Origin of the sequence: Mesorhizobium sp. M0244 (assembly GCF_040321795.1) — a bacterium.
Classification (GTDB): Bacteria; Pseudomonadota; Alphaproteobacteria; order Rhizobiales; family Rhizobiaceae; genus Mesorhizobium.
In genome coordinates, this window is record NZ_JAMYSE010000004.1 from 1 (window position 1) to 23,222 (window position 23,222).

22 protein-coding genes and 1 pseudogene are annotated in these 23,222 nt (G+C 63.0%); 11 read left to right on the plus strand and 12 right to left on the minus strand.

All coding sequences use genetic code 11. The annotated features are described in order from the left end of the window. The first annotated feature begins 40 nt into the window (after window positions 1–40). On the plus strand, window positions 41–382 hold the full coding sequence (locus tag NKJ08_RS04750) for a LysE family transporter (protein WP_352781503.1): 342 nt from the start codon (window positions 41–43) through the stop codon (window positions 380–382). A gap of 27 nt (window positions 383–409) precedes the next feature. Here the strand turns inward: NKJ08_RS04750 and NKJ08_RS04755 are convergent, their stop codons facing one another. Continuing rightward, entirely contained in the window at window positions 410–1,210 is an 801-nt protein-coding gene (locus NKJ08_RS04755; protein ID WP_352528841.1) for a lysophospholipid acyltransferase family protein, read from the minus strand. A 108-nt stretch (window positions 1,211–1,318) separates the two neighbouring features. Beyond that, complete coding sequence (locus tag NKJ08_RS04760; protein WP_352528843.1) at window positions 1,319–2,227, minus strand: LysR family transcriptional regulator; 909 nt, start codon at window positions 2,225–2,227, stop codon at window positions 1,319–1,321. Between the two features lie 134 nt (window positions 2,228–2,361). Between NKJ08_RS04760 and NKJ08_RS04765 the strand changes: the two genes are divergently transcribed. Continuing rightward, window positions 2,362–2,982, plus strand: coding sequence for a pyridoxamine 5'-phosphate oxidase family protein (locus NKJ08_RS04765; protein ID WP_352528845.1), 621 nt, complete (start codon window positions 2,362–2,364; stop codon window positions 2,980–2,982). Between the two features lie 16 nt (window positions 2,983–2,998). On the opposite strand, the gene NKJ08_RS04770 is transcribed toward NKJ08_RS04765, so the two are convergent. The 3 genes from NKJ08_RS04770 to ftsE form a co-directional block, all read right to left on the minus strand. Next, complete coding sequence (locus NKJ08_RS04770; protein ID WP_352528847.1) at window positions 2,999–3,760, minus strand: YdcF family protein; 762 nt, start codon at window positions 3,758–3,760, stop codon at window positions 2,999–3,001. 88 nt (window positions 3,761–3,848) lie between these two features. After that, on the minus strand, window positions 3,849–4,832 hold the full coding sequence (locus NKJ08_RS04775) for a cell division protein FtsX (RefSeq protein WP_352528849.1): 984 nt from the start codon (window positions 4,830–4,832) through the stop codon (window positions 3,849–3,851). After that, window positions 4,825–5,484 (minus strand): cell division ATP-binding protein FtsE, encoded by a 660-nt coding sequence (ftsE, locus tag NKJ08_RS04780; protein WP_023677923.1) that lies wholly within the window; start codon window positions 5,482–5,484, stop codon window positions 4,825–4,827. Before ftsE ends, NKJ08_RS04775 begins: the two co-directional genes overlap by 8 nt. A gap of 236 nt (window positions 5,485–5,720) precedes the next feature. Between ftsE and NKJ08_RS04785 the strand changes: the two genes are divergently transcribed. The 3 genes from NKJ08_RS04785 to NKJ08_RS04795 all read left to right on the plus strand — a co-directional run bounded on the left by NKJ08_RS04785 (window position 5,721) and on the right by NKJ08_RS04795 (window position 7,309). After that, entirely contained in the window at window positions 5,721–6,011 is a 291-nt protein-coding gene (locus NKJ08_RS04785; RefSeq protein ID WP_352528851.1) for a hypothetical protein, read from the plus strand. A 186-nt stretch (window positions 6,012–6,197) separates the two neighbouring features. After that, window positions 6,198–6,740, plus strand: coding sequence for a hypoxanthine phosphoribosyltransferase (gene hpt / locus NKJ08_RS04790; protein ID WP_352528853.1), 543 nt, complete (start codon window positions 6,198–6,200; stop codon window positions 6,738–6,740). A gap of 197 nt (window positions 6,741–6,937) precedes the next feature. Continuing rightward, a complete protein-coding gene (locus tag NKJ08_RS04795; RefSeq protein WP_352528855.1) occupies window positions 6,938–7,309 on the plus strand; it encodes a response regulator in 372 nt (123 codons plus the stop codon). Window positions 7,310–7,315: 6 nt separating this feature from the next. Here NKJ08_RS04795 and NKJ08_RS04800 read toward each other — a convergent pair whose 3' ends face one another. After that, entirely contained in the window at window positions 7,316–8,266 is a 951-nt protein-coding gene (locus tag NKJ08_RS04800; RefSeq protein WP_352528857.1) for a DMT family transporter, read from the minus strand. Between the two features lie 224 nt (window positions 8,267–8,490). Between NKJ08_RS04800 and NKJ08_RS04805 the strand changes: the two genes are divergently transcribed. Continuing rightward, window positions 8,491–9,348, plus strand: coding sequence for a LysR substrate-binding domain-containing protein (locus NKJ08_RS04805; protein WP_352528858.1), 858 nt, complete (start codon window positions 8,491–8,493; stop codon window positions 9,346–9,348). Between the two features lie 73 nt (window positions 9,349–9,421). Here the strand turns inward: NKJ08_RS04805 and NKJ08_RS04810 are convergent. After that, window positions 9,422–12,052: pseudogene (locus NKJ08_RS04810) on the minus strand (TIGR02302 family protein). A gap of 211 nt (window positions 12,053–12,263) precedes the next feature. Beyond that, a complete protein-coding gene (locus NKJ08_RS04815) occupies window positions 12,264–13,205 on the minus strand; it encodes a threonine/serine dehydratase (protein ID WP_352528862.1) in 942 nt (313 codons plus the stop codon). 62 nt (window positions 13,206–13,267) lie between these two features. On the opposite strand from NKJ08_RS04815, the gene NKJ08_RS04820 reads away from it, so the two are divergent. Further along, the gene (locus tag NKJ08_RS04820; protein WP_023677929.1) at window positions 13,268–13,570 is read left to right on the plus strand and encodes an ArsR/SmtB family transcription factor; all 303 of its coding nucleotides are present in this window, start codon (window positions 13,268–13,270) and stop codon (window positions 13,568–13,570) included. Window positions 13,571–13,662: 92 nt separating this feature from the next. On the opposite strand, the gene lysA is transcribed toward NKJ08_RS04820, so the two are convergent. The 3 genes from lysA to argH all read right to left on the minus strand — a co-directional run bounded on the left by lysA (window position 13,663) and on the right by argH (window position 16,627). Next, window positions 13,663–14,931: a diaminopimelate decarboxylase gene (lysA, locus tag NKJ08_RS04825; RefSeq protein WP_352528864.1), complete on the minus strand. Its 1,269-nt coding sequence runs from the start codon at window positions 14,929–14,931 to the stop codon at window positions 13,663–13,665. A gap of 17 nt (window positions 14,932–14,948) precedes the next feature. Beyond that, the gene (locus tag NKJ08_RS04830; RefSeq protein ID WP_352528866.1) at window positions 14,949–15,155 is read right to left on the minus strand and encodes a hypothetical protein; all 207 of its coding nucleotides are present in this window, start codon (window positions 15,153–15,155) and stop codon (window positions 14,949–14,951) included. 71 nt (window positions 15,156–15,226) lie between these two features. Then, a complete protein-coding gene (argH, locus tag NKJ08_RS04835) occupies window positions 15,227–16,627 on the minus strand; it encodes an argininosuccinate lyase (RefSeq protein WP_352528868.1) in 1,401 nt (466 codons plus the stop codon). Window positions 16,628–16,662: 35 nt separating this feature from the next. On the opposite strand from argH, the gene tlpA reads away from it, so the two are divergent. After that, the gene (gene tlpA, locus NKJ08_RS04840; protein ID WP_352528870.1) at window positions 16,663–17,346 is read left to right on the plus strand and encodes a thiol:disulfide interchange protein TlpA; all 684 of its coding nucleotides are present in this window, start codon (window positions 16,663–16,665) and stop codon (window positions 17,344–17,346) included. 2 nt (window positions 17,347–17,348) lie between these two features. On the opposite strand, the gene NKJ08_RS04845 is transcribed toward tlpA, so the two are convergent. Further along, on the minus strand, window positions 17,349–19,781 hold the full coding sequence (locus NKJ08_RS04845) for a bifunctional diguanylate cyclase/phosphodiesterase (protein WP_352781504.1): 2,433 nt from the start codon (window positions 19,779–19,781) through the stop codon (window positions 17,349–17,351). 307 nt (window positions 19,782–20,088) lie between these two features. On the opposite strand from NKJ08_RS04845, the gene ugpB reads away from it, so the two are divergent. From ugpB to ugpE, 3 genes are all read left to right on the plus strand, one after another. Then, a complete protein-coding gene (ugpB, locus tag NKJ08_RS04850) occupies window positions 20,089–21,399 on the plus strand; it encodes a sn-glycerol-3-phosphate ABC transporter substrate-binding protein UgpB (protein WP_352528874.1) in 1,311 nt (436 codons plus the stop codon). 81 nt (window positions 21,400–21,480) lie between these two features. Next, window positions 21,481–22,365: a sn-glycerol-3-phosphate ABC transporter permease UgpA gene (ugpA, locus tag NKJ08_RS04855; RefSeq protein ID WP_352528926.1), complete on the plus strand. Its 885-nt coding sequence runs from the start codon at window positions 21,481–21,483 to the stop codon at window positions 22,363–22,365. An 8-nt stretch (window positions 22,366–22,373) separates the two neighbouring features. Then, window positions 22,374–23,222 (plus strand): sn-glycerol-3-phosphate ABC transporter permease UgpE, encoded by an 849-nt coding sequence (gene ugpE, locus NKJ08_RS04860; protein ID WP_352781505.1) that lies wholly within the window; start codon window positions 22,374–22,376, stop codon window positions 23,220–23,222.

The following is a 23,222-nucleotide window of genomic DNA, read 5'->3' on the forward strand; positions in this document are numbered from 1 at the left end:
GGGGGGGGTGCGGGTGCTACATTGTGGTGCATCATACTAGTTGGGCAATCTCCTGCCGGTGGCGCCGCGGGCGGGCGCCCCCCGCGTCGGTGGAGCGGCCCTTCCCACCTTCCTTGGTGGATTCCTTCTGGCCGTCGCCAACCCGAAAGCCTATGTGGCGATTGCCGCCGTGTTCGCCGGCGCGTCTTCTGGCGCCGGCGATCTTGCTGTTTCAGCCAAGCTGGCGGTCCTCGCCTTGATGATCGTTGCCATTCATCTCTTGTGGCTTCTCGCCGGCGCGGCCTTTGCACGTATGTTGCGCAAACCCTTGGCTTCGCGGATCGTCAATCTGGTGTTTGCCGTGACGCTGGTTGCGACAGCCGCTCTGGCTGCCCTGCCGTGAGCCCTTGCGGCATCTGAGGCTGTTGTTTCAGCCTTTCATTTCAGGTTTCGCGTCCAGCTCACCAAGCCTTTTCACTGCCGTCGGCGGCATCGGCGGCGGGTTCGGCGTCTGCGCCGCCTCGACGAGGAGCTGGTCGCAGGCGGCTTCCGTCTCGCCGATCAGCCGTTGCATGAATTCATCCTTGCCGAGGCCGGGCGGGATCGGCGGCAGGAAGTGCGCCTTGATCGTGCCGGGATAGCGCAGGAATTTACGGCGCGGCCAATAGAGGCCGGCGACGTGAGCGACCGGCACCACCGGAATGCCAAGTTGCGCATAGAGTTCGACGATGCCGTATTTATAGACCGGTTCGTCGCCCGGCGCCCGGCGCGTGCCCTCGGGATAGATGATGAGTTGGCGGGGATTGCGCGCCAATTCCTGTTTGGTCGCGGCGATCACCATCTTCAAAGCCTTCGACCGGCTGCCGCGGTCGACCGGAATCATCCGCATTTTCAAGATGTACCAGCCGAAGAACGGGATCCAGGTCAGCTCCCGCTTCAATATGTAAACGGGATCGTCGAGGAACGGCAGGAAGGCGATCGCGTCCCAGAAGGATTGGTGCTTCGGCGCCAGGATGAAGGAGCCTTTGGGCAGGTTTTCCTGGCCTGTGATCTCGCTCCTGGTGCCGGCGATCTTGTCGTAGAGCCACATGCTGGTGCGCGACCAGAATTTCGGCACAAACCAGGCGCGATGGCGCGGCGACAGGAAATAATACGGGGTCCAGAGGATCATCTGGACGATCAAATTGAGGTAGAAGGCGAGATTGAACGCCAGCGAGCGGATATGGAGCATGCAGCAAGTGCCCGGTGAGGAGGTGTGCGTTGGTTACACCAAGCGCCGGCAAAAAGGAAACGGCGCGAGGCCGGAGATCGGTTCCGGTCTTGCGATAGGCCGTCTCCGTCACGCCTGCCACGCCGCCTGTACCAGGCGCTGCTTCAGGCGCGGGGCCGCGAAGTCGAGGAACGCGCGCAGCTTCACCGGCAGCAGCCCCTGGCCGGCATGGACGAGGCTTACCGGCCATGGCTCGGGCTCGAACTCCTGCAGCACAGGGCGTAGCGTACCCGATCGAATTGCGGTGGCGATCTGGTAGGAAAGCAGCCTGGTCACGCCGACGCCAGCAATCGCCGCATCGATTGCCGCCTCAGCGGTGTTGACCCGTAGCCGGGAGCGGATCGGCACGGCGAATTCGGCCTTGCCGGTGGCGAAGCTCCAGCTGGCGGCGGTGAGCCCTTCGAAGGTGATTGCACTGTGCGCCGCAAGCTCTTGCGGGGTTTTCGGCGTGCCGTGCTCGGCGAGATAGGCCGGGCTCGCGCAAACGACGCGGCGGATCGATCCCAGGCGGAGGGCGATCAGGCTCGAATCGGCAAGCTGGCCGATGCGGATGGCGAGATCGATGTGCTCCTCGACCAACTGGGTTATCCGATCGGCGAGCGTCAGCCGGACGCTCACGTCGGGGTAGGCGGCGAGGAAGCCGGTGACGACCGGCAGCACATGCAGGCGGCCAAAGACGATCGGTGCGGTAACGATCAGTTCGCCGGTCGGGGCGCTGTATTCCCCCGCGGCTGTCCGCTCGGCCTCGCCGACCTCGTCGAGAATGCGACGACAGGCGGCGAGATAGGCGTGGCCCGCGTCGGTCAGTGACAGCTGCCGCGCCGAGCGATTCAACAGCCGTGTCTTCAGGTGTTTTTCCAGGTCCGAAATCTTGCGACTGACAGTTGTCAGCGGAATGCCGAAGCGGCGCCCAGCGGCCGAAAGACTGCCTGTCTCCGCCGCGGCAACGAAAAGCGACATGGACTGGAGGCGATCCATAGCTCTCCCGAAAAATTGCTCCTTCCGAAAAGTGGAAGGATAGATTGCAGATATGGCATCTGCATCTCGAAGATGGAAGGCTCTATTTCCGGAGTGAGTAATGCAGCGCAGTTCGGCGCTTCAGGAGGGTTTTGATGAACGCTCACACCAGCGATGTCGCCTTCACACCGACGGTCAAGGCGATCCAGGCCCGCAAGGGCACGCGCCAGACCTATGCCCGTGTCGAGGAGCGTGGCGGCTGGCAGGCAGCAATCACGCCCGATCTCGCCGCTTTCGTCGAGGCCCAGACCAGTGTCTTCCTGTCGACCGCCAATGCGGATGGCCAGCCTTACATCCAGCATCGCGGCGGGCCTGCCGGGTTCCTCACGGTACTTGATGAGCGGACGATCGGCTTTGCCGATTTTTCCGGCAACAGGCAGTTCATCACTCAGGGCAACCTCAGCGACAACCCGCAGGCTTTCCTGTTCCTGATCGACTATGCGCAGCGGCAGCGCATCAAGATCTGGGGCAAAGCGCGCGTCGTCGAGGGCGATGCCGAGCTGACGGCAAGACTGATGCCGCACGACTATAAAGCGCGACCCGAGCAGGTCATCCTGTTTGCGGTTTCGGCCTGGGATTCCAATTGCTCGCAGCATATCCCGCAGCGTTTCGAAGCGGCCGACGTGGCGGCGGCTCTGGCCGAACGCGACAGGCGCATAGAACGGCTCGAGCAGGAGATCGCGCGCTTGCGCTCGGATCCAACAGCCAGGGAATGAAAAGTGCCAGTGCCGTTCAGTTTCCGCCCGCGGCGTCGGCCAGCGTGACGCCGTTGGGCGTTTGCTTCGCCGGCATGATGCCGCGCGCCAGCGCCAGCAGGTATTTGCTGTATTCGGTGAACAGCACGCGCAACGCTTCCGGCTTGGTCAGCCAGCCGCCATTCTCGAGGTTGGTGTTGACCACCGGATAGGGCTCGAGCCTTGCGCCGTGCAGCAGCCGGCCCATTTCCAGCAGGCTGCGCGGCATGTGATAATTGTTGGTGACGAGGATGACGGTGCCGTAGGCGTGGTCCTCGACCCATTTGGCGCTTTCCTCGGCGTTGCCGATCGTGTCGAGCGCAGCGCGGTCGATGTCGACGCAGCAAGAAAACAGCCTCTTGTCGCCGCCGGTCGCGGCTTGAAGCTGGCGGCGGCTGGCGGAAGGATGGACGCCGCTGATCAGCAGCCGCTCGCCCTTGCCTGACGCAAGCAGGCCCATCGCGGCGTCGAGGCGCGACTGGCCGCCGGTCAGCACGATGATAGCGTCGGCCCTTGCCGGATTGGCGGGCGTCGTCAGATGGCTGACGGTATTGGCGAACCAGCCGAAGCCGGCGACAAACAGCGCCACGAGAGCGAGCAGAAGGAGAGCCGAGATGCGCAAGGAGCGGGCTGCCAGCAGCCGCCCGTGTTTGGCGAACCCATCTGGCTTGACGAACTCGTCTGGCTTGGTGAATTCATGCGGACGCGCAACCAGCACCGGCATGCACCCAGCGGTATCGGTCGAGTCCCGGTCCATCATCGCATGGTTAATCCCGAAATACGGCCTTTGGTAGGAAAAAAATGCAATTTTCGTGACGATGCGTTTTCATCCGTGATCGATCTTTCCTTTAGCCGGCGTCCGGCTGGCGAATGTCGATGTCGCTGAGATAGGTAACCACGGTGAAATGTGACGTTGCCGCCGTCAGCGCGCCGATCACCAGCACCATGACAGCGACCCCGAGATAGCCTGCGGAGCCGATGGCGAAATTGCCGAACAGGGCGGTAGCCTGGTCGGCCTGCGGCGTTGCCATGTTGCGTGACGACCACCAGGAGAAGATGATGAAGACGAGGATCGCCGCGGCGCCGCCTGCCGCGGCGCCCTTCATGCCGGTAACCAGAAAATGCCGGCGGAATTCGCGTGCGATGAAGCGCGCCTCGGCGCCGACGAAATGCAGCACCTCGATGATGTGGCCGTTTCCGGCCATGGCGCCGCGCGTCGCGAACACCACTGTCAGCACCGTCGCCGACAGCATCAGCGCCAGCACAGCGATGCCGATCGTTACCGTGGTCCGGGCCATGGCAACCAGCCGGTCAACCCAGGTGCGATGATCGTCGAGCGAGGCACTCGGCAGCTTCGGCGTGATCGCCGCGCGCAGTGCGACAAAATCGGGCGGGTTGTTCTCGTCGATGGTGACGATGATCAAGCGCGGCACCGGCAGCTCATCGATGTTCAAGCCCGAGCCCAACCAGGGCTCGAGCAGCCGGGCCGTTGCCTCGCGGTCGACGATCTCGGCGCTTTTCACGCCGGGGAATTCGCCGGCGATCTGCGAGGCCTGGGCAAGCGCGGCCTCCATGTCGAGGCCGTCGACCGGCTTGATCTGGATCGTCGCCTCGCGCGAGATCTGATTCTGCCAGACCGAGGCGGTGTCGCGCACCAGCGTTACCGCGCCGAAGGTCAGGCAAGACAGAAACGTCATGATGGCGATGACCAGCACCAGCGCCCGGCCGGCGACGTTCTGCGCCGGCACGATCGGCGCCATCTTGCGCTGAACGCGGGGCTTTGCCGCCGCGGCGTCCTGATCCTCGAACTGTTGGACGGAAAGCTCAGTCATAGATGTCCAGCCTTCCGCCGGCCAGGATCATGCGCCGTGCGTCGACCTGTTCCATCAGGCCGAGGTCGTGCGTGGCGATCACCACGGCAGTGCCCAGTCGGTTGAGCTCGATGAACAGCCGCAGCAGGCGTCGCGCCAGCGGCGGGTCGACATTGCCGGTAGGCTCGTCAGCGAGCAGGATCTCGGGCTGCTCGATCAAGGCCCGGGCGATCGCGGCGCGCTGCTTCTCGCCGCCGGACAGCACTGGCGGCAGCACATGCATGCGCTCACCGAGGCCGACCCATTTCAGCAGCTCGGTGACGTCGGTGCGGTAGGTCGCCTCCTCGCGGCCGCGCACGCGCAGCGGCAAGGCCACGTTCTCGTAGGTGGTCATATGGTCGAGCAGGCGAAAATCCTGGAACACCACGCCGATGCGGCGTCTCAGATGCGGCAATTCGGTGCGCGAGATGCGCGAGCGGTCCTTGCCGAAAATGGTGATCAGGCCGCGCGTCGGCTTCAGCGACATGAACAGGAGCCGCAGCAACGTCGTCTTGCCGGCGCCCGAAGGTCCGCTCAGGAACTGAAAGGAGCGCTCCGGAATGTGCAAGGAGATGTCGCGGAGGATCTCCGGACCCATGCCATAGCGGAGGCCGACATTTTCGAAGCGGATCACTTTCGACGACCTGGAATTCTCGGCGGCAAGATGCCAGCCCTTTCTGTGGAAAGACCATCGGCCGGCATGGTTAACCGGCGGTTAATTAGGGGGCTTTTCGAGCGAGTCACAGGGGTTCCGGTGGGGAAGCGTTAACCATTTCCGTTTACCCAAAAGAAACGAACAGCGAACAGGTGCTGTAGTGTTGGGCCATGATGGCTGAGGATCGAACCGCGCGCCCGGTTTCCGGCGAAATCATGACCGACCCGGCCGCCGAGCCGGAACGCATCATGCGCGACGTGACCGCCGACGTCATCGATGCCGATTATGAGGTGCTGCCCCGCCATTTTACGCGTCCAGACTTTGCGCCGCCGGCTACGCGCATGATTTCTACGCCTTCGATCGAAGGCATGGACATGTTGCGCAAGCCCGAAACCGCCGTCGAACGGCCGTTGTGGTTGCACGGTGGGCCGATCTTCTGGATTGCCGGCGTCGGCGCCGCCTTTGCCGCCTTCTGGATTTCGGGCGGCCACGCGCTGGTTCGTTAGAACGGCGCCAGAAAATCAACAGGTTACCAGATAAACGGTTCGCGATGCGCTGCGGACATCCGACCGTTCGCGGGCGCCCTGCGAAAGATTTGGCTTTGCCAGCCGGCTCGACATGCCTAGAAACGGGGTTGAAGACCGTTTCGGTCAGCTTCGCCTGCGAGGCGATCACTTTTGGAAAGGCGGCCAATGCCAGTTGTGCGCGGCAAGGACATCGAAGTCCTGTTTTCGGCGTCCGCCATCGCGCGGCGGAACCTGGAACTTGCCAAGGAGATCGCCGGGCACCATTACCACGACCTTCTGGTAATCTCGGTGCTGAAGGGATCGTTCATTTTCGCCGCCGATCTTATCCGTGCCATGCACGATGTCGGCCTGTCGCCGGAGGTCGAGTTCATCTTCATCTCCAGCTACGGTGCCGGGACGACCAGCGGTGAGGTGAGGGTGCTGCGCGACATCGACAACGAGGTCGCCGGCCGCGACGTGCTTTTGATCGACGACATCCTCGAATCCGGCAAGACGCTGAGCTTCACCCGCGACCTCATGCTGTCGCGCGGAGCCAGGAGCTGTGCCATCGCCGTGCTGCTCGACAAGCGGATGCGCCGCCAGACCACGCTCAACGCCGATTATGTCGGCTTCGACTGCCCCGATTATTTCGTCGTCGGTTATGGCATGGACGTCGCCCACGCGTTTCGCGAATTGCCGTTTGTCGGCGTCGTCAAGGGCGACGCCTGAGGCCTTTTGAAAATTCTACTCCGGCGGTCATCTGACGCGGTTTTCTGCGCTTCCGGTGCTCACGGACTTGAATGTCCGCTCCGCTCCGGTTCTCGAAAACCACGCCATATGCCTCGCCGGAGCGAATTTTGAAAAGGCCTCATGGCCTTTCCTGGCTTTCAGGAAACATCAACTTTTCCCCGTCAAATATCCTGCCCATGGCAAAGCTCCTGATCGTCGAGGACGATGAATCCGTCCGCACCCTCGCCGCCCGTGCGCTCGAACGCGCCGGGCATAATGTCACCATTGCCGCCGACGGCGCGCACGGTCTTTCTCTGATCCGGGCGGCGCAAGGTGGCTACGACCTTGTGCTGTCCGACATCCGCATGCCCGAGATGGACGGCATCGAGATGGCCAAGGCGGCAGTGGTCCTTTTCCCGGCGATGAAGATCATGCTGATGACCGGCTATGCCGACCAGCGCGAGCGCGCCGAGGAATTGGACGGCATTATTCTCGACGTCGTGCAAAAACCGTTCACGCTGGCTGAAATCCGCGCCCGCGTCGAACAGGTGCTCGCCTGCTTCGCCTGACCGCCTTCAGGCAGGGTCGCAGGTCGCCGCAATGGCTGGCGCGCCGCTCCGGCGCCGGCTGGCATTGAGCGCAAACAGGCCGGCGCCGATGATGAGGGCTGCGCCGGCCGCCGTCGCCGGTCGCGGCACTTCGGCAAAGAACAGAAAACCCCATAGCGGCGACCAGATGATGCCGGTGTATTCGAAGGTGGCGACGCTGTTGGCGGGCGCCAGCCGGTAGGCCTGCGACAACAGGATCATTCCGGCCGAGGCAACGAAGCCGCATGCCCCCATCTTCAAGAGATCCAGCGTTGTCGGCCAAACCCATGGCCGGACGAGGAATTCGAGGCTCGGATGCACGGCATGGTCAATACCTGCCAGCCAAAACAAGCCCGCCACCAAGCCAGCGCCGACCAGATAGGCGCCGTTCTGGTAAAACGCCATGACGGTCGACGATTCGGTGTCGCCGATCTTGCGTGCCATCAATTGCGAGAAACCGTAGAGCAGAGCCGAGCCTAGCGACAGCAGCGCCGCCCAGTCGAACAAGCCGGCACCCGGGCGCACCATCACCAGCACGCCGAGCATGCCGACCAGGACGGTGGCAAGCGCCTGCCAGGACACGCGTTCGCCGAGATAAGGGCCGGCCAGCGCCATGATGAACAGCGGCGCCATGAAATAGAGCGCCACCGCGTCAGCCAGCGGCAGGGCGGCGATTGCCAGATAGTAGGCCGTGTAGGAGGTGAACTGGATGAAGGCGCGCATCGTCAGCATGCCGAATCGCTTCGACAGGATCGCCTGCAATCCGACATCGGCGTGCACGAGGAAAACCAGGATCGGCAGTGCGACGATCGAGCGGATCGCCATCACCTCCGTGACCGGATAGTGGCTCGACACCGCCTTGACCAGCGGGTCCTGCAGCGAAAAGACCAGCACGCCGAGACAGAGGCTGAGGATGCCGAGCACAAGCCGATTCTGCATAGGCGCTCCGGTCTCCTGCATGCGCGGTCGGAAGCAGGCCTGCATCCGGGTAAAAAGAACCCGCCACCGTTTCGGGCAGCGGGTACGAGTGAGGACTTTTGATTGGTCCGCGGCCGATTTCGCGGCCGCATATCCAATGGGTGAGATGACTATCGTCCGCCGTTTGACATGTTGCAAACGAATTGGAATGATGCCAGCTATCAGATATTCTTATGGCGGACGGCATGCGACCCAATCTCGACAGCGACCTGTTGCGCACCTTCGTGGCGGTCGCCGACACCGGCAATTTCACCAAGGCGGCGGAGCGGGCCGGCCGCACCCAGTCGGCGGTCTCGATGCAGATGAAGAAGCTCGAAGGCATGGTCGGCGACAGCCTGTTCGAGCGCGGCTCGCGCGGTGTGGCGCTGACGCGGCGCGGCGGCGAGCTCATCGCCAACGCCCGCCGGATTGTGTCGCTGCTCGACGAGACGGCGGCATCGATGGTCGCGGCGCCGCTCGGCGGCCCGGTGCGCATCGGCATCCCGGAGGAATATGGCCACGCGATCCTGTCGCGCGCGCTCGGCGCCTTTGCCAAGCGCCATCCTCAGGTCGACATCACCGTCCGTTACGCGCATTCTGGTGCGCAGATCGCGGCGCTCGCCGCCGGCGAACTCGATCTGGCGGTGGTGTTCGAATGGCAGGATCTCACAGGCGGTGAGGTGCTGATGCATGACCCGACCGTATGGGTGACGTCGGAGCTGCACCAGATGCAGGAGGAGCGGCCGGTACCGATCGCGCTCTACAACCGTGCCGGCTGGTGCAAGGATTTCGCGATAAAGTCGCTGGAACAGCGCGGTCTCGCCTACCGTGTCGCCTACACCAGCGATACCAATGGCGGCCTGCGGCTCGCCGTCACCTCCGGGTTGGCGATTGCGCCGATCTCGCGCAGCAACATCCCGGCCGGCTGCCGCGAACTTACGGCCGCCGACGGGTTCGGCGACATCGATTCCTCGAACGTAGTGCTGCGGCGCAATCCGAACGCTTCCGGCGAGGCTATCGACGGGATGGAAGAGGCGATTCGCGAGGCGTTCACCAACCGTTAAACATGTCGCTCAGTCCGGCGATGGCGGTCACCACGGACCGCGCACGGCGATCTTCCGAATATAGAGGGCAGCCTTACTTCAGCTCCAGCAACCGCTCCAGATAGCTGCGCTCGATATCGGGGCTGAGCGCGTTACCGAGCCGCTTGCGGATCGCTTCGAGGATCTGGCGGGCGCGCTGCACGTCAATCTCGTCAGGCACTCTCACCGAACTTCCGTCATCGGGACCCTCGCTGGTGCGGGGCCGCCCGAGCGGGTCACGATCGGCATTCTGCTGGCGTCCGCCCTGCCCGTTGCCGCCTTGGTCGCCTTGCATCGCCTGCAATTGCTTCATCATGTCCTTGGCGCCCTTGCGCAAGGCTTCCAATGCGCGGCCCTGGTGACCGACGGCTTGGTCGCCCTCGCCCTCGCCGAGCGCCTGTTCGGCATTGCCCATGGATTTGCCGGCCTCGCCAAATCCCTCATTGGGGTCGAGGCCCATGCCTTCGAGGCCCTTCCTCAATTGTTCGAGCTCGCTCTGCAGCTTGCCCTGGCCTTCCTGCAATTGCTTCAGCGCATCGGCAAATTCCTGCGGCGTCATCGGCTTCGGCCGGCCGAGCGGATCGCGGTCGTCGCCCGGGCCGGGCTTGCCCTCTTCGCCCATCGGGCCTTGCTCACCGTTCTCGCCGAGCTGCTCGTCGCGATTCTGCCCGCGCTGTTGCTGGCCGCGCTGCATCTGATCCATACGGAAAGTGTCGTTCATCATCTCCTGCTGGCGCCGCATGATCTCGCCCAGCTTGTCCATCTGCTGGCGCATCTCGCTATCCTGCTGGCCGCCTTGCTGCTGGCGGCCTGCCTGCAGATTGTTCATCATGTCCTGCAGCTCCGACAGCAATTGCTGCGCTTGGTCGCGATCGCCGGATTTCGCCAGGTTCTCGATCTGGTCCATCATGCGGTCGATGTCGCTCTGGCGCAGTTCCTGGCCGTTCTGCTGCATCTGTGGCGCATTTGGATTCTGCTGCGCCCGCGCTGCGAATTCCTGCAGGAACTGGTTCATCGCCTCGCGCAGTTCCTTCATCGCCTTCTCGATCTCTTGGTCGCTGGCGCCGTTCTTGATCGCCTCCTGCAGCGCCTGCTGCGCCTGGCGCAGCCGCTTCTCGGCCGCCGAAAGATTGCCTTCCTCAATGCCGAGCGCGATCTCCCAGAGGTAAGCGACCTCGTCGCGCAACTGGTCGTCGCTGTCGGCCATCTTCAGCCGGGTGCGGGCGCTCATGATGGCGAGGTAGTGCGTCATGTTGTCGAACGTGTCTTCGGGCCTGAGCGTGATCGCATCCATCAGATCGAGCACGCGATCCTTGCTATTGGCGTCGAGTGCCAGCATGCGGCGCTGCTCGATCAGCGCCCGCGCCAGCGGGTTGGAGAATGGCCGCTCCGGCATCACCAGCGTCTTGGTTTCGCTGGTTGCCGTGTGTCCGGCGCCGTCGGTGGCGACGAGCGACAGCTTGACGTTGCCACCGGCCCAGACGTGGTCGGTCAGATCCTTCGTCGTCCTGGCGGCATTGGCCTTGCCGCCGCGGCGCGGCAACGACAGCGGCATTTCCGGCGGGCCATAGAGCGGGTGCGCCTCGGGCGCCTGCGGATCGGCCAATGCGAAAACCGCCTTGGCGGAGGCCGCACCATAGTCGTCGTCGATCTGCTAGTTGAGTTCGAAGGCGCCGTTAACGGCGCGTTTCGGCTCGCCGACAAAGCGGATCTGCGGCGGCTTGTCCGGGATTATCGCGAAGGCCCAGCGGCCGAGGTCACCATCGCCGGATTGCAGCGTCAGCGTGCCGTCGGCCGTCAGCTTGCCGGCGAACTGGCGCACGTTGGAAGCCGTTGCCGTATTTGCCTCCGGCTTGGTGAGTTGCGGCCCGGTCGGATCGATGGCGCGGGTGTTGCCGCCGGCGTCGGCGTAGCTCAGCGTTTCCTCGCCCGAACCGCCGGTGACGCGCAGCGATATATCGCTGCCCTCCGGAACGGTGAAGGTTGGGGCCGCTTGATCGACGTTGTTGGCAAGGACTGGGTTGGCAAGAACCGGAGCTGTGAGGAATACCGGCGGCCGGCCGGTATAGGCCGGCGGCGTCACCCAGGCGTCGATGCGCGGCGGCACGGCGTCGCGCGCGGCACGGGCAACGAAGCCGTCACTCAGCCTGCCGCCCGACGGCCCGAAGGAGAAGGCAAAGGCGGTGACCAACAAAAGCGCTGCAACGGCGCGCAACGCCCACGGGTCATGCTCGGGGACGCGCGTGCGCGGCACGTCGCCGCCAAGGTCGCCCAGCCGGTCCGCCATGCGCCTCTGATGCTCGCGCCACAGGGCTTGCGAAAAAATGCTTTCCTTGCCGCTCGGGCGATCGGTCTGGACCTGCACCGGGCTGTGCAGCAATCGATTGGCCGCCTCGATGCGGCGGTCGACCTCGGCCCTGGATGGCGTGCGGAAGAAACGCAATGGATAGAGTGCGGCAAGCGCTGCGACGCCGAATGCCGTGATGAGACCGATCCGCGCCAAATCGGGCAAAAGCGGGAACAGGCCGAGCCACGAGATGCTGAGGAACAGGCTGGCGACGATGATCAGCGGCAGCAGCAACGGCCAGCCGCGCTCGACAATTATTGAGACCTGCGTCGCCAGCCGGCTCAAGGCAAGGCGCCCGGCCAGGCTGCGATGGCTGGTGAAGATGGGTCGTTGCGTCATCGGCCCTTCCTGGCCGGGCGGGACAGCCCGGACCTCACGAGTCTATCGCATGGACCCGAAAAGTCGATTTTCGGGAAGCACGATGCGAAGACCTAAAATCTTAGCGCGTACTTCGTGCATCCAGGCGGTTGCACGTCACCTAAGGATACCAACAAACACGGCGAAGGCGAGGCGGTTCCCCAAAACGTGAACAATAATGCCCCGGATATTGTCAGAATTTCGCCGGATTGGCGTTTGCGCCGCAGACCAGAACGGCAACGCGCTCGCCCGCAGCCGGCCTGTAGCGGCCGGACAGGAGCGCCGCGAAGGCGGCCGCACCGCCCGGCTCGGAGATGATTCGCACCCGGTCCCACAGCGCCGCCTGGGCGGCGATGATGTCGTCGTCGCTGATCAATATCGAGCGCTCGACGAAAGCCTCGGCGATAGGAAACATCATTTCGCCGACACGCTTTGGCGCGAGTGAGTCGGCGGCGATGCCCTCGGTCGGCGCATCGACGGGCCGGCCGGCCTCGAAGGCGCGATGAAGCGTCGGCGCGCCCTCCGGCTCGACGGCGATGATCCTGATGCGGCCGGAAAACCAGGCGGCGATGCCGCCGATCAGGCCGCCGCCGCCGACGGCGACCAGCAGCGTGTCGAGCTCCGGAAGGTCGGCCTCGATCTCAAGCCCGAGCGTGCCTTGCCCGACCAGCGTCTCCTCCTGGTTGAAGGCGTGGATCTGCAGCGCGCCGGATTTTTCGGCGAAGCTCTCGCTGGCGGCCAGCGCCTCGGCATAACGGGCGCCGCCGACGATCAGCTCGGCGCCGTAACCGCGGATGCGGTCCAGCTTGGCCGACGGGCTCACTTCGGGAACAAAGATGGTCGCCTTGTGGCCGAGTCGCATGGCGGCATAGGCGACGGCGGCGCCGTGATTGCCGCCGGATGCGGCGACGACGCCAGCTGCGGGAACCGGCCGTTCGAGGAGATTGGTGAACGCACCACGCGCCTTGAACGAGCCGGAATGCTGCAGGCACTCGAGCTTCAGGTCGATGCTGAGAGGCGGACGGCCGAAATCGGCCATGTCGACACGCAGCACCGGCGTGTGGCGCACGAAGGGCCGGATGCGGGGTTCTATCGCCGCAATGCGCTCGCGGGTGATCGTGTGGCCGTGCAGCATGCTTCGCCCCCAGAGTTGACATTCAGAGTTGACATTAATTAGTAACTTGGCAAAGTGCCTAAATGCAAGAGGTCGACGTCTTCAAAGCGATCGCCAACGAGCGCAGGCTGCAGATCCTCGATTGGCTGAAGGACCCGCGCGCGCATTTTCCGCCGCAGACGGACGGCGATCTGGTCGAGGACGGCGTCTGCGCGCTGCTGATCGCGGAAAAGCTGGGGATCACCCAGGCAACGCTCAGCGAGCATATGCGCGTGCTGACCCAAGCAGGGCTTTTGCGCAGCAAGCGCATCAAGCAGTGGATATTCTATCGCCGGAACGAGGACAGGATCGCCGAGACCAGGGCACTTATTCAGCACCGGCTGTAGCGTTCAGCACCGGCTGTAGCGTTGCAGGCGATCCATTTTTGTTTGACCACGATCGTTTCCGAAAACCGGTTCCCAGTTTTCGGGGTCATGATCTATTTCAACCAGTCAGGCACCGAATCCAGCCCGATCAGCTCGTCGTAGGTCTGGCGCGGGCGCACGACGTGGAAGCGGTCGCCGTCGACCAGCACTTCCGGCACCAGTAGGCGGGTGTTGTAGGTGCCGGCCTGGACGGCGCCATAAGCGCCGGCGGTGGCGACAGCGATCAGGTCGCCGGCCTTCAGCCGGGGCAAGTCGCGGTCGAGGCCGAGATAGTCGCCGGTTTCGCAGACCGGGCCGACCACGTCGACCTTCATGCGCGGTGCTGCGGCCGGCTGCTGCAGCACCGGCTTGATGTCGTGGAAAGCATCGTAAAGCGTTGGCCGGATCAGGTCGTTCATCGCGGCATCGACGACGAGGAAGTTCTTGGCGTCGCCCTCCTTCACGAAGATCACCTCCGAGACCAGGATGCCGGCATTGCCGACGATCATCCGGCCCGGCTCGAACATTACCTTCAGCCCGAGCTTGGCGACATGCTTCCTGACGATCTGGGCATAGGCATCGGGCAAAGGCGGCGGGTTGTTGTCGACCCGGTAGGGAATGCCGAGGCCACCACCGACATCGATATGCTCGATGGCATGACCGTCGGCGCGCAAGGCGCCGACCAGCTCCACCAGCAGGGCGAAGGCGTCGTCGAAGGGCTGCAATTCGGTGATCTGGCTGCCGATATGGGTATCGATGCCGGTGATCTTGATGCCGGGCAACTCAGCCGCGCTGGCATAGACCTTTCGCGCCTGCTGCCAGGGAATGCCGAACTTGTTCTCGGCCTTCCCAGTCGAAATCTTCTTGTGCGTCCTGGCGTCGACATCTGGGTTGATGCGCAGGGAGATCGGCGCGATCTTGCCCAGTGCGGTGGCGCGGGCCGACAGCAGCTCCAGCTCCGGTTCGGATTCGACGTTGAAACAGAGAATGCCGGCCGAGAGCGCAAAATCCATTTCGCGCGCAGTCTTGCCGACGCCCGAAAACAGGATCTTGCTTGCCGGAATGCCGGCGGCCAAAGCGCGGCGCAGTTCGCCTTCCGAGACCACGTCGGCGCCGGCGCCGAGCCTGGCCAGCACCTTTAGCACGGCCTGATTGGAATTCGCCTTCATGGCATAGCAGACGAGGGCGTCGAGCCCGGCAAAAGCTTCGGCGAAGACGCGAAAATGCCTGGTCAGCGTCGCCGTCGAATAACAATAGAACGGCGTGCCGACGCTGGCGGCGATATCTGATATCGCCACGTCCTCAGCATGCAGTGCGCCGTCGCGGTAGTCGAAATGGTTCACGAGATTGGTCCGAAAAATCAGAGCAGCGGGTCGAGGATGAATTTCTTGTCCTCGACAGGTTTTTCCGGCTCCGGCGGCAGAGGTTGCTTGGCCTTCTCGGCGTCCTTGCGCGCCTGCACGGCTGCTGCGTAGGGCGTATCGAGCGCAGCCTTCCTGCCGCAGGCCGCAACGGTGGCGATTACTGCCAGCAGCGTCAGCGTCACCAAAATCCTGCTTCCGGTCATCGTGCCATCCGTCCGAAACTGTTGCCCGCAGCCGCTTCTAGCCGAGTTTTGCGGCCATTGCACCCCGCGTCTTACGCCTTGGCGAGCCGCTTTTTCCAGTAGCGGATCTGTTTGCGCACCTCGGACGGCGCGGTGCCGCCGAAGCTGGTGCGGCTCTTTACCGAGTTCTGCACGGCCAGAACTGAAAACACGTCCGCCGTGACGCCTGGGTGAATGGACTGCAGATCCTCCAGCGAAAGCCTATCGAGCCCGATCTTCTTGTCCTCGGCCAGCGCCACCGCCCGGCCAGTGATATGGTGCGCCTCGCGGAACGGCAGGCCGAGCGTGCGCACCAGCCAGTCGGCGAGGTCGGTCGCGGTCGAATAGCCGGCGCCGGCGGCCTTTTTCATCGCGACAGTGTTCACCGTCATGTCGCGCACCATGCCGGTCATCGCCGCCAGCATCAGGTCGAGCGTCTCGGCCGCGTCGAATACGGATTCCTTGTCTTCCTGCATGTCCTTGCCGTAGGTCAGCGGCATGCCCTTCATCACCGTGAGCAATCCGACCAGATGGCCGGTGACGCGGCCGGTCTTGCCGCGCACCAGTTCGGCAGCGTCGGGGTTCTTCTTCTGCGGCATGATCGAAGAGCCTGTGGAGAAGCTGTCCGACAGCCTGACGAAGCCAAATTGCGGCGTCGACCAGATGATGATCTCTTCGGCCAGCCGCGACAGATGCGTCGCGCAGATCGCCGCCATCGCCAAGAACTCGAGCGCGAAATCGCGGTCCGAAACGCTGTCGAGCGAATTGCGCATCGGCTCGCGGAAGCCAAGCGACTTCGCCGTCTGGTGCCGGTCGATGGGAAAGCTGGTGCCGGCAAGCGCGGCCGCACCGAGCGGGCTTTCGTCCATCCGCTCGATCGCGTTGCGGACGCGAGACAGGTCGCGCGCAAACATCTCGACATAGGCCATGCAGTGGTGGCCGAAGGTCACCGGCTGCGCCGCCTGCATGTGGGTGAAGCCCGGCATCACCGTTGCGGCATGCTCCTCGGCCCGCTCCAGGAATGACGTGATCAGGCCCTTCAGCGCCTCGGCGACACGAAAGCATTCGTCCTTGACCCACAGCCTGAGGTCGACCGCCACCTGGTCGTTGCGCGAACGGGCGGTGTGCAGGCGGCCGGCGGCGGGGCCGATCAGCTCGGCCAGACGGGCCTCGACATTCATGTGGATGTCTTCCAGCCTGGTCGAGAACTCGAATGTGCCGGCCTCGATCTCTGCCAGAATCGTGTTCAGCCCGTGAGCGATTTTTTCTTGATCGGCCGCCGAAATAATGCCGGTTTGCGCCAGCATCTCGCTATGGGCGATCGAGCCGCGAATATCCTGCGCGTAGAGTTTGCGGTCGAACGAGATCGACGCGTTGATCGCTTCCATGATTGCGGCCGGACCCGAGGCAAAACGTCCGCCCCACATCTGATTGCTGGCCTTCTTGTCGCTCATCGCTATAACCCGTGCTCCGGAGCAGTTTTTGAAAAATGGCAGACGGCAATAGATTTTTCCCGGCTTTGCGTCTCATCCTCGCCGCTTTGGTTGCGGGCGTGCTGGCCGGCGCGGTCGCGGTATATGTCAGGGAAAGCGGTTCTGGCAACAACGCGCCCGCGCAAGTGGCTGTCGGCGGCGGCAAGGACGACCTTGCCTGCGCTGCCAAGACCGACCGTGCCAAGAAAATTGCCGCCGCTGCTACCGGCCAGGTTGCCGCGCTTTTGCCGGCGGATCCGCCGCTATCGCTGAAAAGCCTGGCCTTCAACGGCCCCGACGGCAAGCCGACGACGATCGCCGACCATGCCGGCAAAACGGTGCTGCTCAATCTGTGGGCGACATGGTGCGCACCTTGCCGCGCCGAAATGCCGGCGCTCGATGCGCTGCAGAAGGAGATGGGCAGCGATGCGTTTCAGGTTGTTGCTGTCAACGTCGATGCCGGCGACGATACCAAGCCGAAGAAGTTCCTCGAGGACACCGGCGTCAAGGCGCTCGGCTATTATCGCGATGCGACGATGGCGCTGTTCAACGACGTCAAGACGCGCGGCCTGGCGCTGGGCCTGCCGGTCACCATGCTGATCGACGCGGAAGGCTGCCTGATCGCGCACATGAACGGTCCGGCCGAATGGTCCGGGCCGGACGCCCGGCGGCTCGTCGAGACGGCGCTTCAGCCGGGATAGGCTCAGACCGTGCGCAGGCGCGGCTTCAGCACGGCAATGCTTGCATCGCGTCGGCTGGCGGTGCGGATTGCCGGAGCTGTCACGCCGGTCAGGTCGCCGAATGTCTCGATCGGAGCCGGCTTGCCGAGATGATAGCCTTGCCCGATCTCGCAACCCTCGGCGTCCAGGAACTGCAATTCGCCCGGCGTCTCGATGCCCTCCGCCAGGACCGGCAGGCCGAGACCGCGTCCAAGCCCCAGCACGGCGCGGACGATCGCCGCGAACTGGCCGTTCTTGTCGACCGATTTGATGAACGACCCGTCGATCTTGATCTTGTCGAAGGGAAACGCGCTAAGGTTGGATAGCGAAGAGTAGCCGGTGCCAAAATCGTCCATCGCCACATGCACGCCAAGCGCCTTGACCTGCCTCAAGGTTGCCAGCGCGCGCGGCATGTCCTTCACCAGGGCCGTTTCGGTGATCTCCAGTTCGAGCCTGATGGGTGCCAGGCCGGATCTCGCCAGGGCGTCGTGCACCTTGCGGCTGAAGTTCGGATTGTGAAGCTGCACGGCGGAGACGTTGACGGCGACCATCAGCGGGTTTGTCCAGCGAACAGCATCGTTACAAGCCGTCGTCAGCACCCAGTCGCCGATCTGGGCGATGGCGCCGCTGTCCTCGGCCATGGGGATGAAAACGGCCGGGGAAATATCACCCCGCTCCGGATGCTGCCAACGGACCAGGGCTTCGAAGCCGATCATCTTGCCGCTGCGAATCTCCTTCTGCGGCTGGTAGACGAGGTGGAACTCCTTGCGGGCGATCGCCTGGCGCAATTCATGCTCCATCACGCGCTTGTCGCGGGCCGCGGTGCCCATGGCTACCTCGAAAAACCGGTAAGTGTCCCTGCCCTCGGTCTTGGCGCGATGGAGTGCCGTATCGGCATGGCTGATCAGGCCGGCCTGGTCTTCGGCATCCAGCGGAAAGAAGGCGATGCCGATGCTGGCCGAGACAAGACCGTAGCCGACTGAAACTCTGTTTTCCTCCCGGATCGCAGCCAGCACATCCTCGGCTATGCGACCCGCGGCCAGTGGGTCGGGGAGGTTCGGAGCTATGATGGCAAATTCGTCGCCGCCGAGGCGCGCGAGCATCTGTCCGTGGCGCGGGATGCCGGAAATGCAGTGCGCCAGCTTCTGCAGCATGGCGTCGCCGGCGCTGTGGCCATAGAGGTCGTTGACTTGCTTGAACCGGTCGAGGTCAAGCAGCAGGAGCGCCAGATATCCATCCTTGCCGCTACGATCCATCGATGCGATTTCCGCTTCGAGCCGGGAAGAAAAGCTTCGGCGATTGGCAAGCCCGGTAAGTGGGTCGAAATGTGCGAGGCGGAGGATCTCTTCTTCCGCCTTTTTGCGCTCGCGGACGTCGCGAACGGCAAGCACTGTATGAGGCCTGCCGCAGTACGTGATCTTCCTGGCGATCAGCTCGACAGGAATTCTCGTGCCGTCGCTGCCCCTCAATTTCGCTTCCTGCGCCTGCTCGCCGAAGCCGGATATATCGGCTGTGCTCCGTTCGTCGAAAAGGTCGCCGAGCTGCATCGTGTTCAGGGTGGCTGTCGCCGTGCCCGTCAGTTTCGCCATGCTGTCATTGGCGCTGACGATGCGGGTGCCATCGCAAACGATCAGACCTTCGACAGCGGCATTGGCGAGATCGTGCATGCGATCGGCCTCGAGCTTCTGGCCGCGAAAACGCAGGTCGATCCACAGGGCGGCGCCCGACAGCACAAGGATTACCAGGCTGGCGACTGCTGCGGCAAACGCCTGGGAAACGGGGTCGATTGAATGTTCGGATATTTCAATCGAGGAATCCGGAAAGATCGACACTGCGGCCATCGCGATGAAATGCAAGCTGCAGATCGCCAGCGTCAAAAGCACGGCGCCGCCGAGCGTCGCGAGCGCGGATGGGCGACGCAAGACGACAAGAAGCGCCACTGCCGCGAGCGTCCCGCCGGCCAGAAGCGATATCGCGACAAGGGGCAGGTTCCACACGATCCGGCCTTCCACCTCGAATGCCGCCATGCCGATGTAGTGCATCGTCGCGATGGCGCCACCGAGAATGGCGCCGCCGACGAGGAAATGGTCGATGCCGCGGCGCAAGGTGGCAACCCACATCCCAAGCGCGGTCAGGATGACGGCGGCGGCAAGCGAAAAGGCGGATAATCCCGGATTGTATGCGTTTGGTATTCCCGGCGTAAACGCAGTCATGGCGATGAAATGCGTCGCCCATATGCCGAACCCGGTCGAAGTTGCGGCGATCATCAGCCAGACAAGCCGATTTCGGTAGGTCGATCGGCCGACATGCTTAAGGAGATTAACTGCTGAGAAGCAGGAAATGCCGCAGACGAGGGCGGCAAGTGCGACCAGTCTCAGGTCGTGCTGACTTACAATACAGTTATAGACCGTCAGCATCCTGGGTTCACTCGGTCTGCCAAAAAAACAGGGGAGGTGTGACTGATTAGCCCTTGGAGATTTTAACGAATGGTTAACCCGCGGGTCATGAGGCGGGTCTTTTCGGGGGAAACCAGACAAGTGCATGCCGCTCTGCCGAGAGGGGCGGTGGTGCAGTCCCCTGACGCCGCGCTTTCGGTAGCGAGCGCACTTTAGTCGGAAACGATGTTCATTGATCCGCAACAAAACCGTTGTCCGATTGTCATCAGCGCCACATATTGGCTTTGCGGAAGCGCCCCTTTCGCCAATGACAAACGGGAGATGAAACATGAAGTTCTTCGGCTTCGCGGCCGGTATTGCCGCCACCTTGACCCTGCTTTCCACCACCTCCGCCTTCGCCGTCACGCAGATCAGCTGGTGGCACGCCATGACCGGTGCCAACGCCGAGGTCGTCGACAAGATCTCCAAGGATTTCAACGCCAGCCAGAGCGACTATGAGCTCGTTCCGGTGTTCAAGGGCACCTATCCGGAGACGCTGAATGCGGGCATAGCGGCCTTCCGCGCCGGACAGGCGCCCGATATCCTCCAGGTGTTCGACGTCGGTACCGGCGTGATGATGGCGGCCGAGGGTGCGATCAAACCGGCGGCCGATGTGCTGACCAGTGCTGGGATGACCTTCGACAAGAGCCAGTATCTGCCCGGCATCGTCGGCTATTATTCGAAGCCGGACGGCACCATGCTGTCCTTCCCCTACAACTCCTCCTCGCCGATCCTCTACTACAACAAGGACATCTTCCAGAAGGCCGGCCTCGACGTGAACAGCCCGCCCAAGACCTGGAACGAGGTGTGGGAAGCTGCCAAGAAGATCAAAACGAGCGGCGCCGCCCCTTGCGGCTACACCTCGACCTGGCTGACCTGGATCCATCTGGAGAATTTCGCAGCGTGGAATGACGTGCCTTGGGCTACCCAGCAGAATGGCCTGGCCGGAGGTGATGTCGAACTCAAGATCAATGCGCCGATTTTCGTCAACCACTTCCAGGCGCTCGCTGACTTGGCCAAGGACGGCACATTCAAGTATGGCGGACGCACCTCCGAAGCCAAGCAGATATTCCTCGCCGGCGAATGCGGCATCTTCACCGAATCGTCAGGCGGCCTCGGCGACATCGTCAAGTCCGGCATGAACTATGGCATCGGCCAGCTTCCCTACGATACCGACGCCAAGGGCGCACCACAGAACACCACGCCGGGCGGTGCCAGCCTGTGGGTGTTCGGCAACAAGTCGGACGAGGAATACAAGGGCGTCGCGGCCTTCTTTGCCTATCTGTCCAAGACAGATGTGCAGGAATATCTGCACCAGAAGTCGGGATACCTGCCAGTGACGCTTGCGGCATACGAGGCGACTAAGAAATCAGGCTTCTATGACAAACACCCCGGCCGCGAGACACCCATCCTGCAGATGACGGGCAAGGCGCCGACCGACAACTCGAAGGGCGTGCGCCTGCCGAATCTGCCGCAGGTGCGTGATATCCAGAACGAGGAGCTCGAGAAGATGCTGGCCGGCCAGCAAACCGCTCAGCAGGCGCTCGACAATGCGGTCACGCGCGGCAACGCCGCGATCAAGGAAGCGCTGGAGAACTGACGGGATTATCTCGGTTAGTCGGTTGGAATATCGCCCCCGCGCGCGGGCGGGGGCGATACCTGAATAGCGAGGGAAATCAGCCTGTCTCCACGCGTCGTCTTTCCCAACAAGATCCTGCCCTACCTGCTGGTGGCGCCACAACTCGCCATAACACTGGTTTTCTTCTATTGGCCGGCCGGTCAGGCGCTTTACCAGTCGATGCTCAGGCAAGACCCGTTCGGGCTGAGGAGCCGGTTTGTCTGGTTTGCCAATTTCCGGAAGGTGCTGGCCGATCCGGCCTACCTCAACTCGATCAAGGTCACGGTGGTGTTCTCTCTTGCGACCGCGATCGTTGCCATGGTTGTGGCCCTGCTGCTCGCGGTCATGGCCGAGAAGGCCGTGCGCGGCAAAGGCCTCTACCGCACACTGTTGATATGGCCATATGCCGTGGCGCCGGCGATTGCCGGCATGCTGTGGCTTTTTCTGTTCAATCCTTCGATCGGGTCGTTGGCTTATTTGCTGAGAAGCCTCGGCATCGCGTGGGATCCGCTGCTCAACGGCACCCACGCCATGATCCTGCTGGTGTCGGCGGCTGCCTGGAAGCAGATCAGTTACAATTTCCTGTTCTTCGTTGCCGGCCTGCAGGCGGTGCCGAAAACGCTGATCGAGGCGGCGGCCATGGATGGCGCCGGCGAGACCAAGCGCTTCTGGACTATCGTCTTCCCGCTGCTTGCGCCGACAACCTTTTTCCTGCTGGTCGTCAACACGGTCTATGCCCTGTTCGACACGTTCGGCATCGTTCATGCCGTCACCGGCGGCGGGCCGGGCAAGACGACCGAGACGCTGGTCTACAAGGTCTACAATGACGGCTTCGTCAATCTGATCCTCGGCGATTCGGCGGCGCAGTCGGTCATCCTGATGGCCATCGTCATTGCGCTTACTGCTATCCAGTTCCGCTACGTGGAACGCAAAGTCCATTACGGTTGAGGGCAGCGATGATCGGCCAGTCCCCGCTCCGCACCTTCATCGCCCATGCCGTGCTCATCCTTGGCATATTGATCGTGGCTTTTCCGATCTACTACACCTTCGTTGCCTCGACACACACGCTGCAAACGATCCTCAGGCCGCCGCTGCCGCTCTTGCCCGGCGACCAGCTCTGGAACAACTACAGCGAGGCGCTGTTCGGCGGTATTGGTCGCATCGGCGGTGTCAGCGTCGGCAGACTGCTCCTCAACACCACGATCATGGCGCTCGGCGTTGCGGTGGGAAAGATCTTCATCTCGATCCTGTCGGCCTACGCGATCGTGTTCTTCCGCTTTCCGCTGCGCATGACCTTCTTCTGGTTGATCTTCATCACCTTGATGCTTCCGGTCGAGGTGCGCATCCTGCCGACCTACAAGGTGATGGTCGATCTCGGCATGATCGACACCTATGCCGGCCTGATCATCCCTTTGATCGCTTCGGCCACCGCGACGCTGCTGTTTCGCCAGTTTTTCATGACCATACCGGGCGAATTGGTCGAGGCGGCGTGTGTCGACGGTGCCGGGCCGTGGCGCTTCTTCTTCGATATCCTCCTGCCACTGTCTCGCACCAACATCGCGGCTCTGTTCGTAATCCTCTTCATCTACGGCTGGACGCAGTATCTTTGGCCGCTGCTCGTCACCAACAGTAACGATATGAACACCATCGTCATCGCGCTGAGAAAGATGGTTTCCTTCGCCGATGCTGACACGCAATGGCACCTGGTCATGGTCACGGCAATGCTAGCCATCGTGCCGCCGATCCTGGTGGTCGTGCTGATGCAACGCTGGTTCGTGCGCGGCCTGGTCGAATCCGAAAAGTGA

Excerpts from the sequence above, each read along its gene's own strand:
- NKJ08_RS04755 (WP_352528841.1), bottom strand. The coding sequence starts at position 1,210 with ATGCTCCATATCCGCTCGCTGGCGTTCAATCTCGCCTTCTACCTCAAT.
- NKJ08_RS04760 (WP_352528843.1), bottom strand. The coding sequence starts at position 2,227 with ATGGATCGCCTCCAGTCCATGTCGCTTTTCGTTGCCGCGGCGGAGACA.
- NKJ08_RS04765 (WP_352528845.1), top strand. The coding sequence starts at position 2,362 with ATGAACGCTCACACCAGCGATGTCGCCTTCACACCGACGGTCAAGGCG.
- NKJ08_RS04770 (WP_352528847.1), bottom strand. The coding sequence starts at position 3,760 with ATGATGGACCGGGACTCGACCGATACCGCTGGGTGCATGCCGGTGCTG.
- NKJ08_RS04775 (WP_352528849.1), bottom strand. The coding sequence starts at position 4,832 with ATGACTGAGCTTTCCGTCCAACAGTTCGAGGATCAGGACGCCGCGGCG.
- NKJ08_RS04785 (WP_352528851.1), top strand. The coding sequence starts at position 5,721 with ATGACCGACCCGGCCGCCGAGCCGGAACGCATCATGCGCGACGTGACC.
- hpt (WP_352528853.1), top strand. The coding sequence starts at position 6,198 with ATGCCAGTTGTGCGCGGCAAGGACATCGAAGTCCTGTTTTCGGCGTCC.
- NKJ08_RS04795 (WP_352528855.1), top strand. The coding sequence starts at position 6,938 with ATGGCAAAGCTCCTGATCGTCGAGGACGATGAATCCGTCCGCACCCTC.
- NKJ08_RS04800 (WP_352528857.1), bottom strand. The coding sequence starts at position 8,266 with ATGCAGAATCGGCTTGTGCTCGGCATCCTCAGCCTCTGTCTCGGCGTG.
- NKJ08_RS04805 (WP_352528858.1), top strand. The coding sequence starts at position 8,491 with ATGCGACCCAATCTCGACAGCGACCTGTTGCGCACCTTCGTGGCGGTC.
- NKJ08_RS04815 (WP_352528862.1), bottom strand. The coding sequence starts at position 13,205 with ATGCTGCACGGCCACACGATCACCCGCGAGCGCATTGCGGCGATAGAA.
- NKJ08_RS04820 (WP_023677929.1), top strand. The coding sequence starts at position 13,268 with ATGCAAGAGGTCGACGTCTTCAAAGCGATCGCCAACGAGCGCAGGCTG.
- NKJ08_RS04830 (WP_352528866.1), bottom strand. The coding sequence starts at position 15,155 with ATGACCGGAAGCAGGATTTTGGTGACGCTGACGCTGCTGGCAGTAATC.
- argH (WP_352528868.1), bottom strand. The coding sequence starts at position 16,627 with ATGAGCGACAAGAAGGCCAGCAATCAGATGTGGGGCGGACGTTTTGCC.
- tlpA (WP_352528870.1), top strand. The coding sequence starts at position 16,663 with ATGGCAGACGGCAATAGATTTTTCCCGGCTTTGCGTCTCATCCTCGCC.
- NKJ08_RS04845 (WP_352781504.1), bottom strand. The coding sequence starts at position 19,781 with ATGCTGACGGTCTATAACTGTATTGTAAGTCAGCACGACCTGAGACTG.
- ugpB (WP_352528874.1), top strand. The coding sequence starts at position 20,089 with ATGAAGTTCTTCGGCTTCGCGGCCGGTATTGCCGCCACCTTGACCCTG.
- ugpE (WP_352781505.1), top strand. The coding sequence starts at position 22,374 with ATGATCGGCCAGTCCCCGCTCCGCACCTTCATCGCCCATGCCGTGCTC.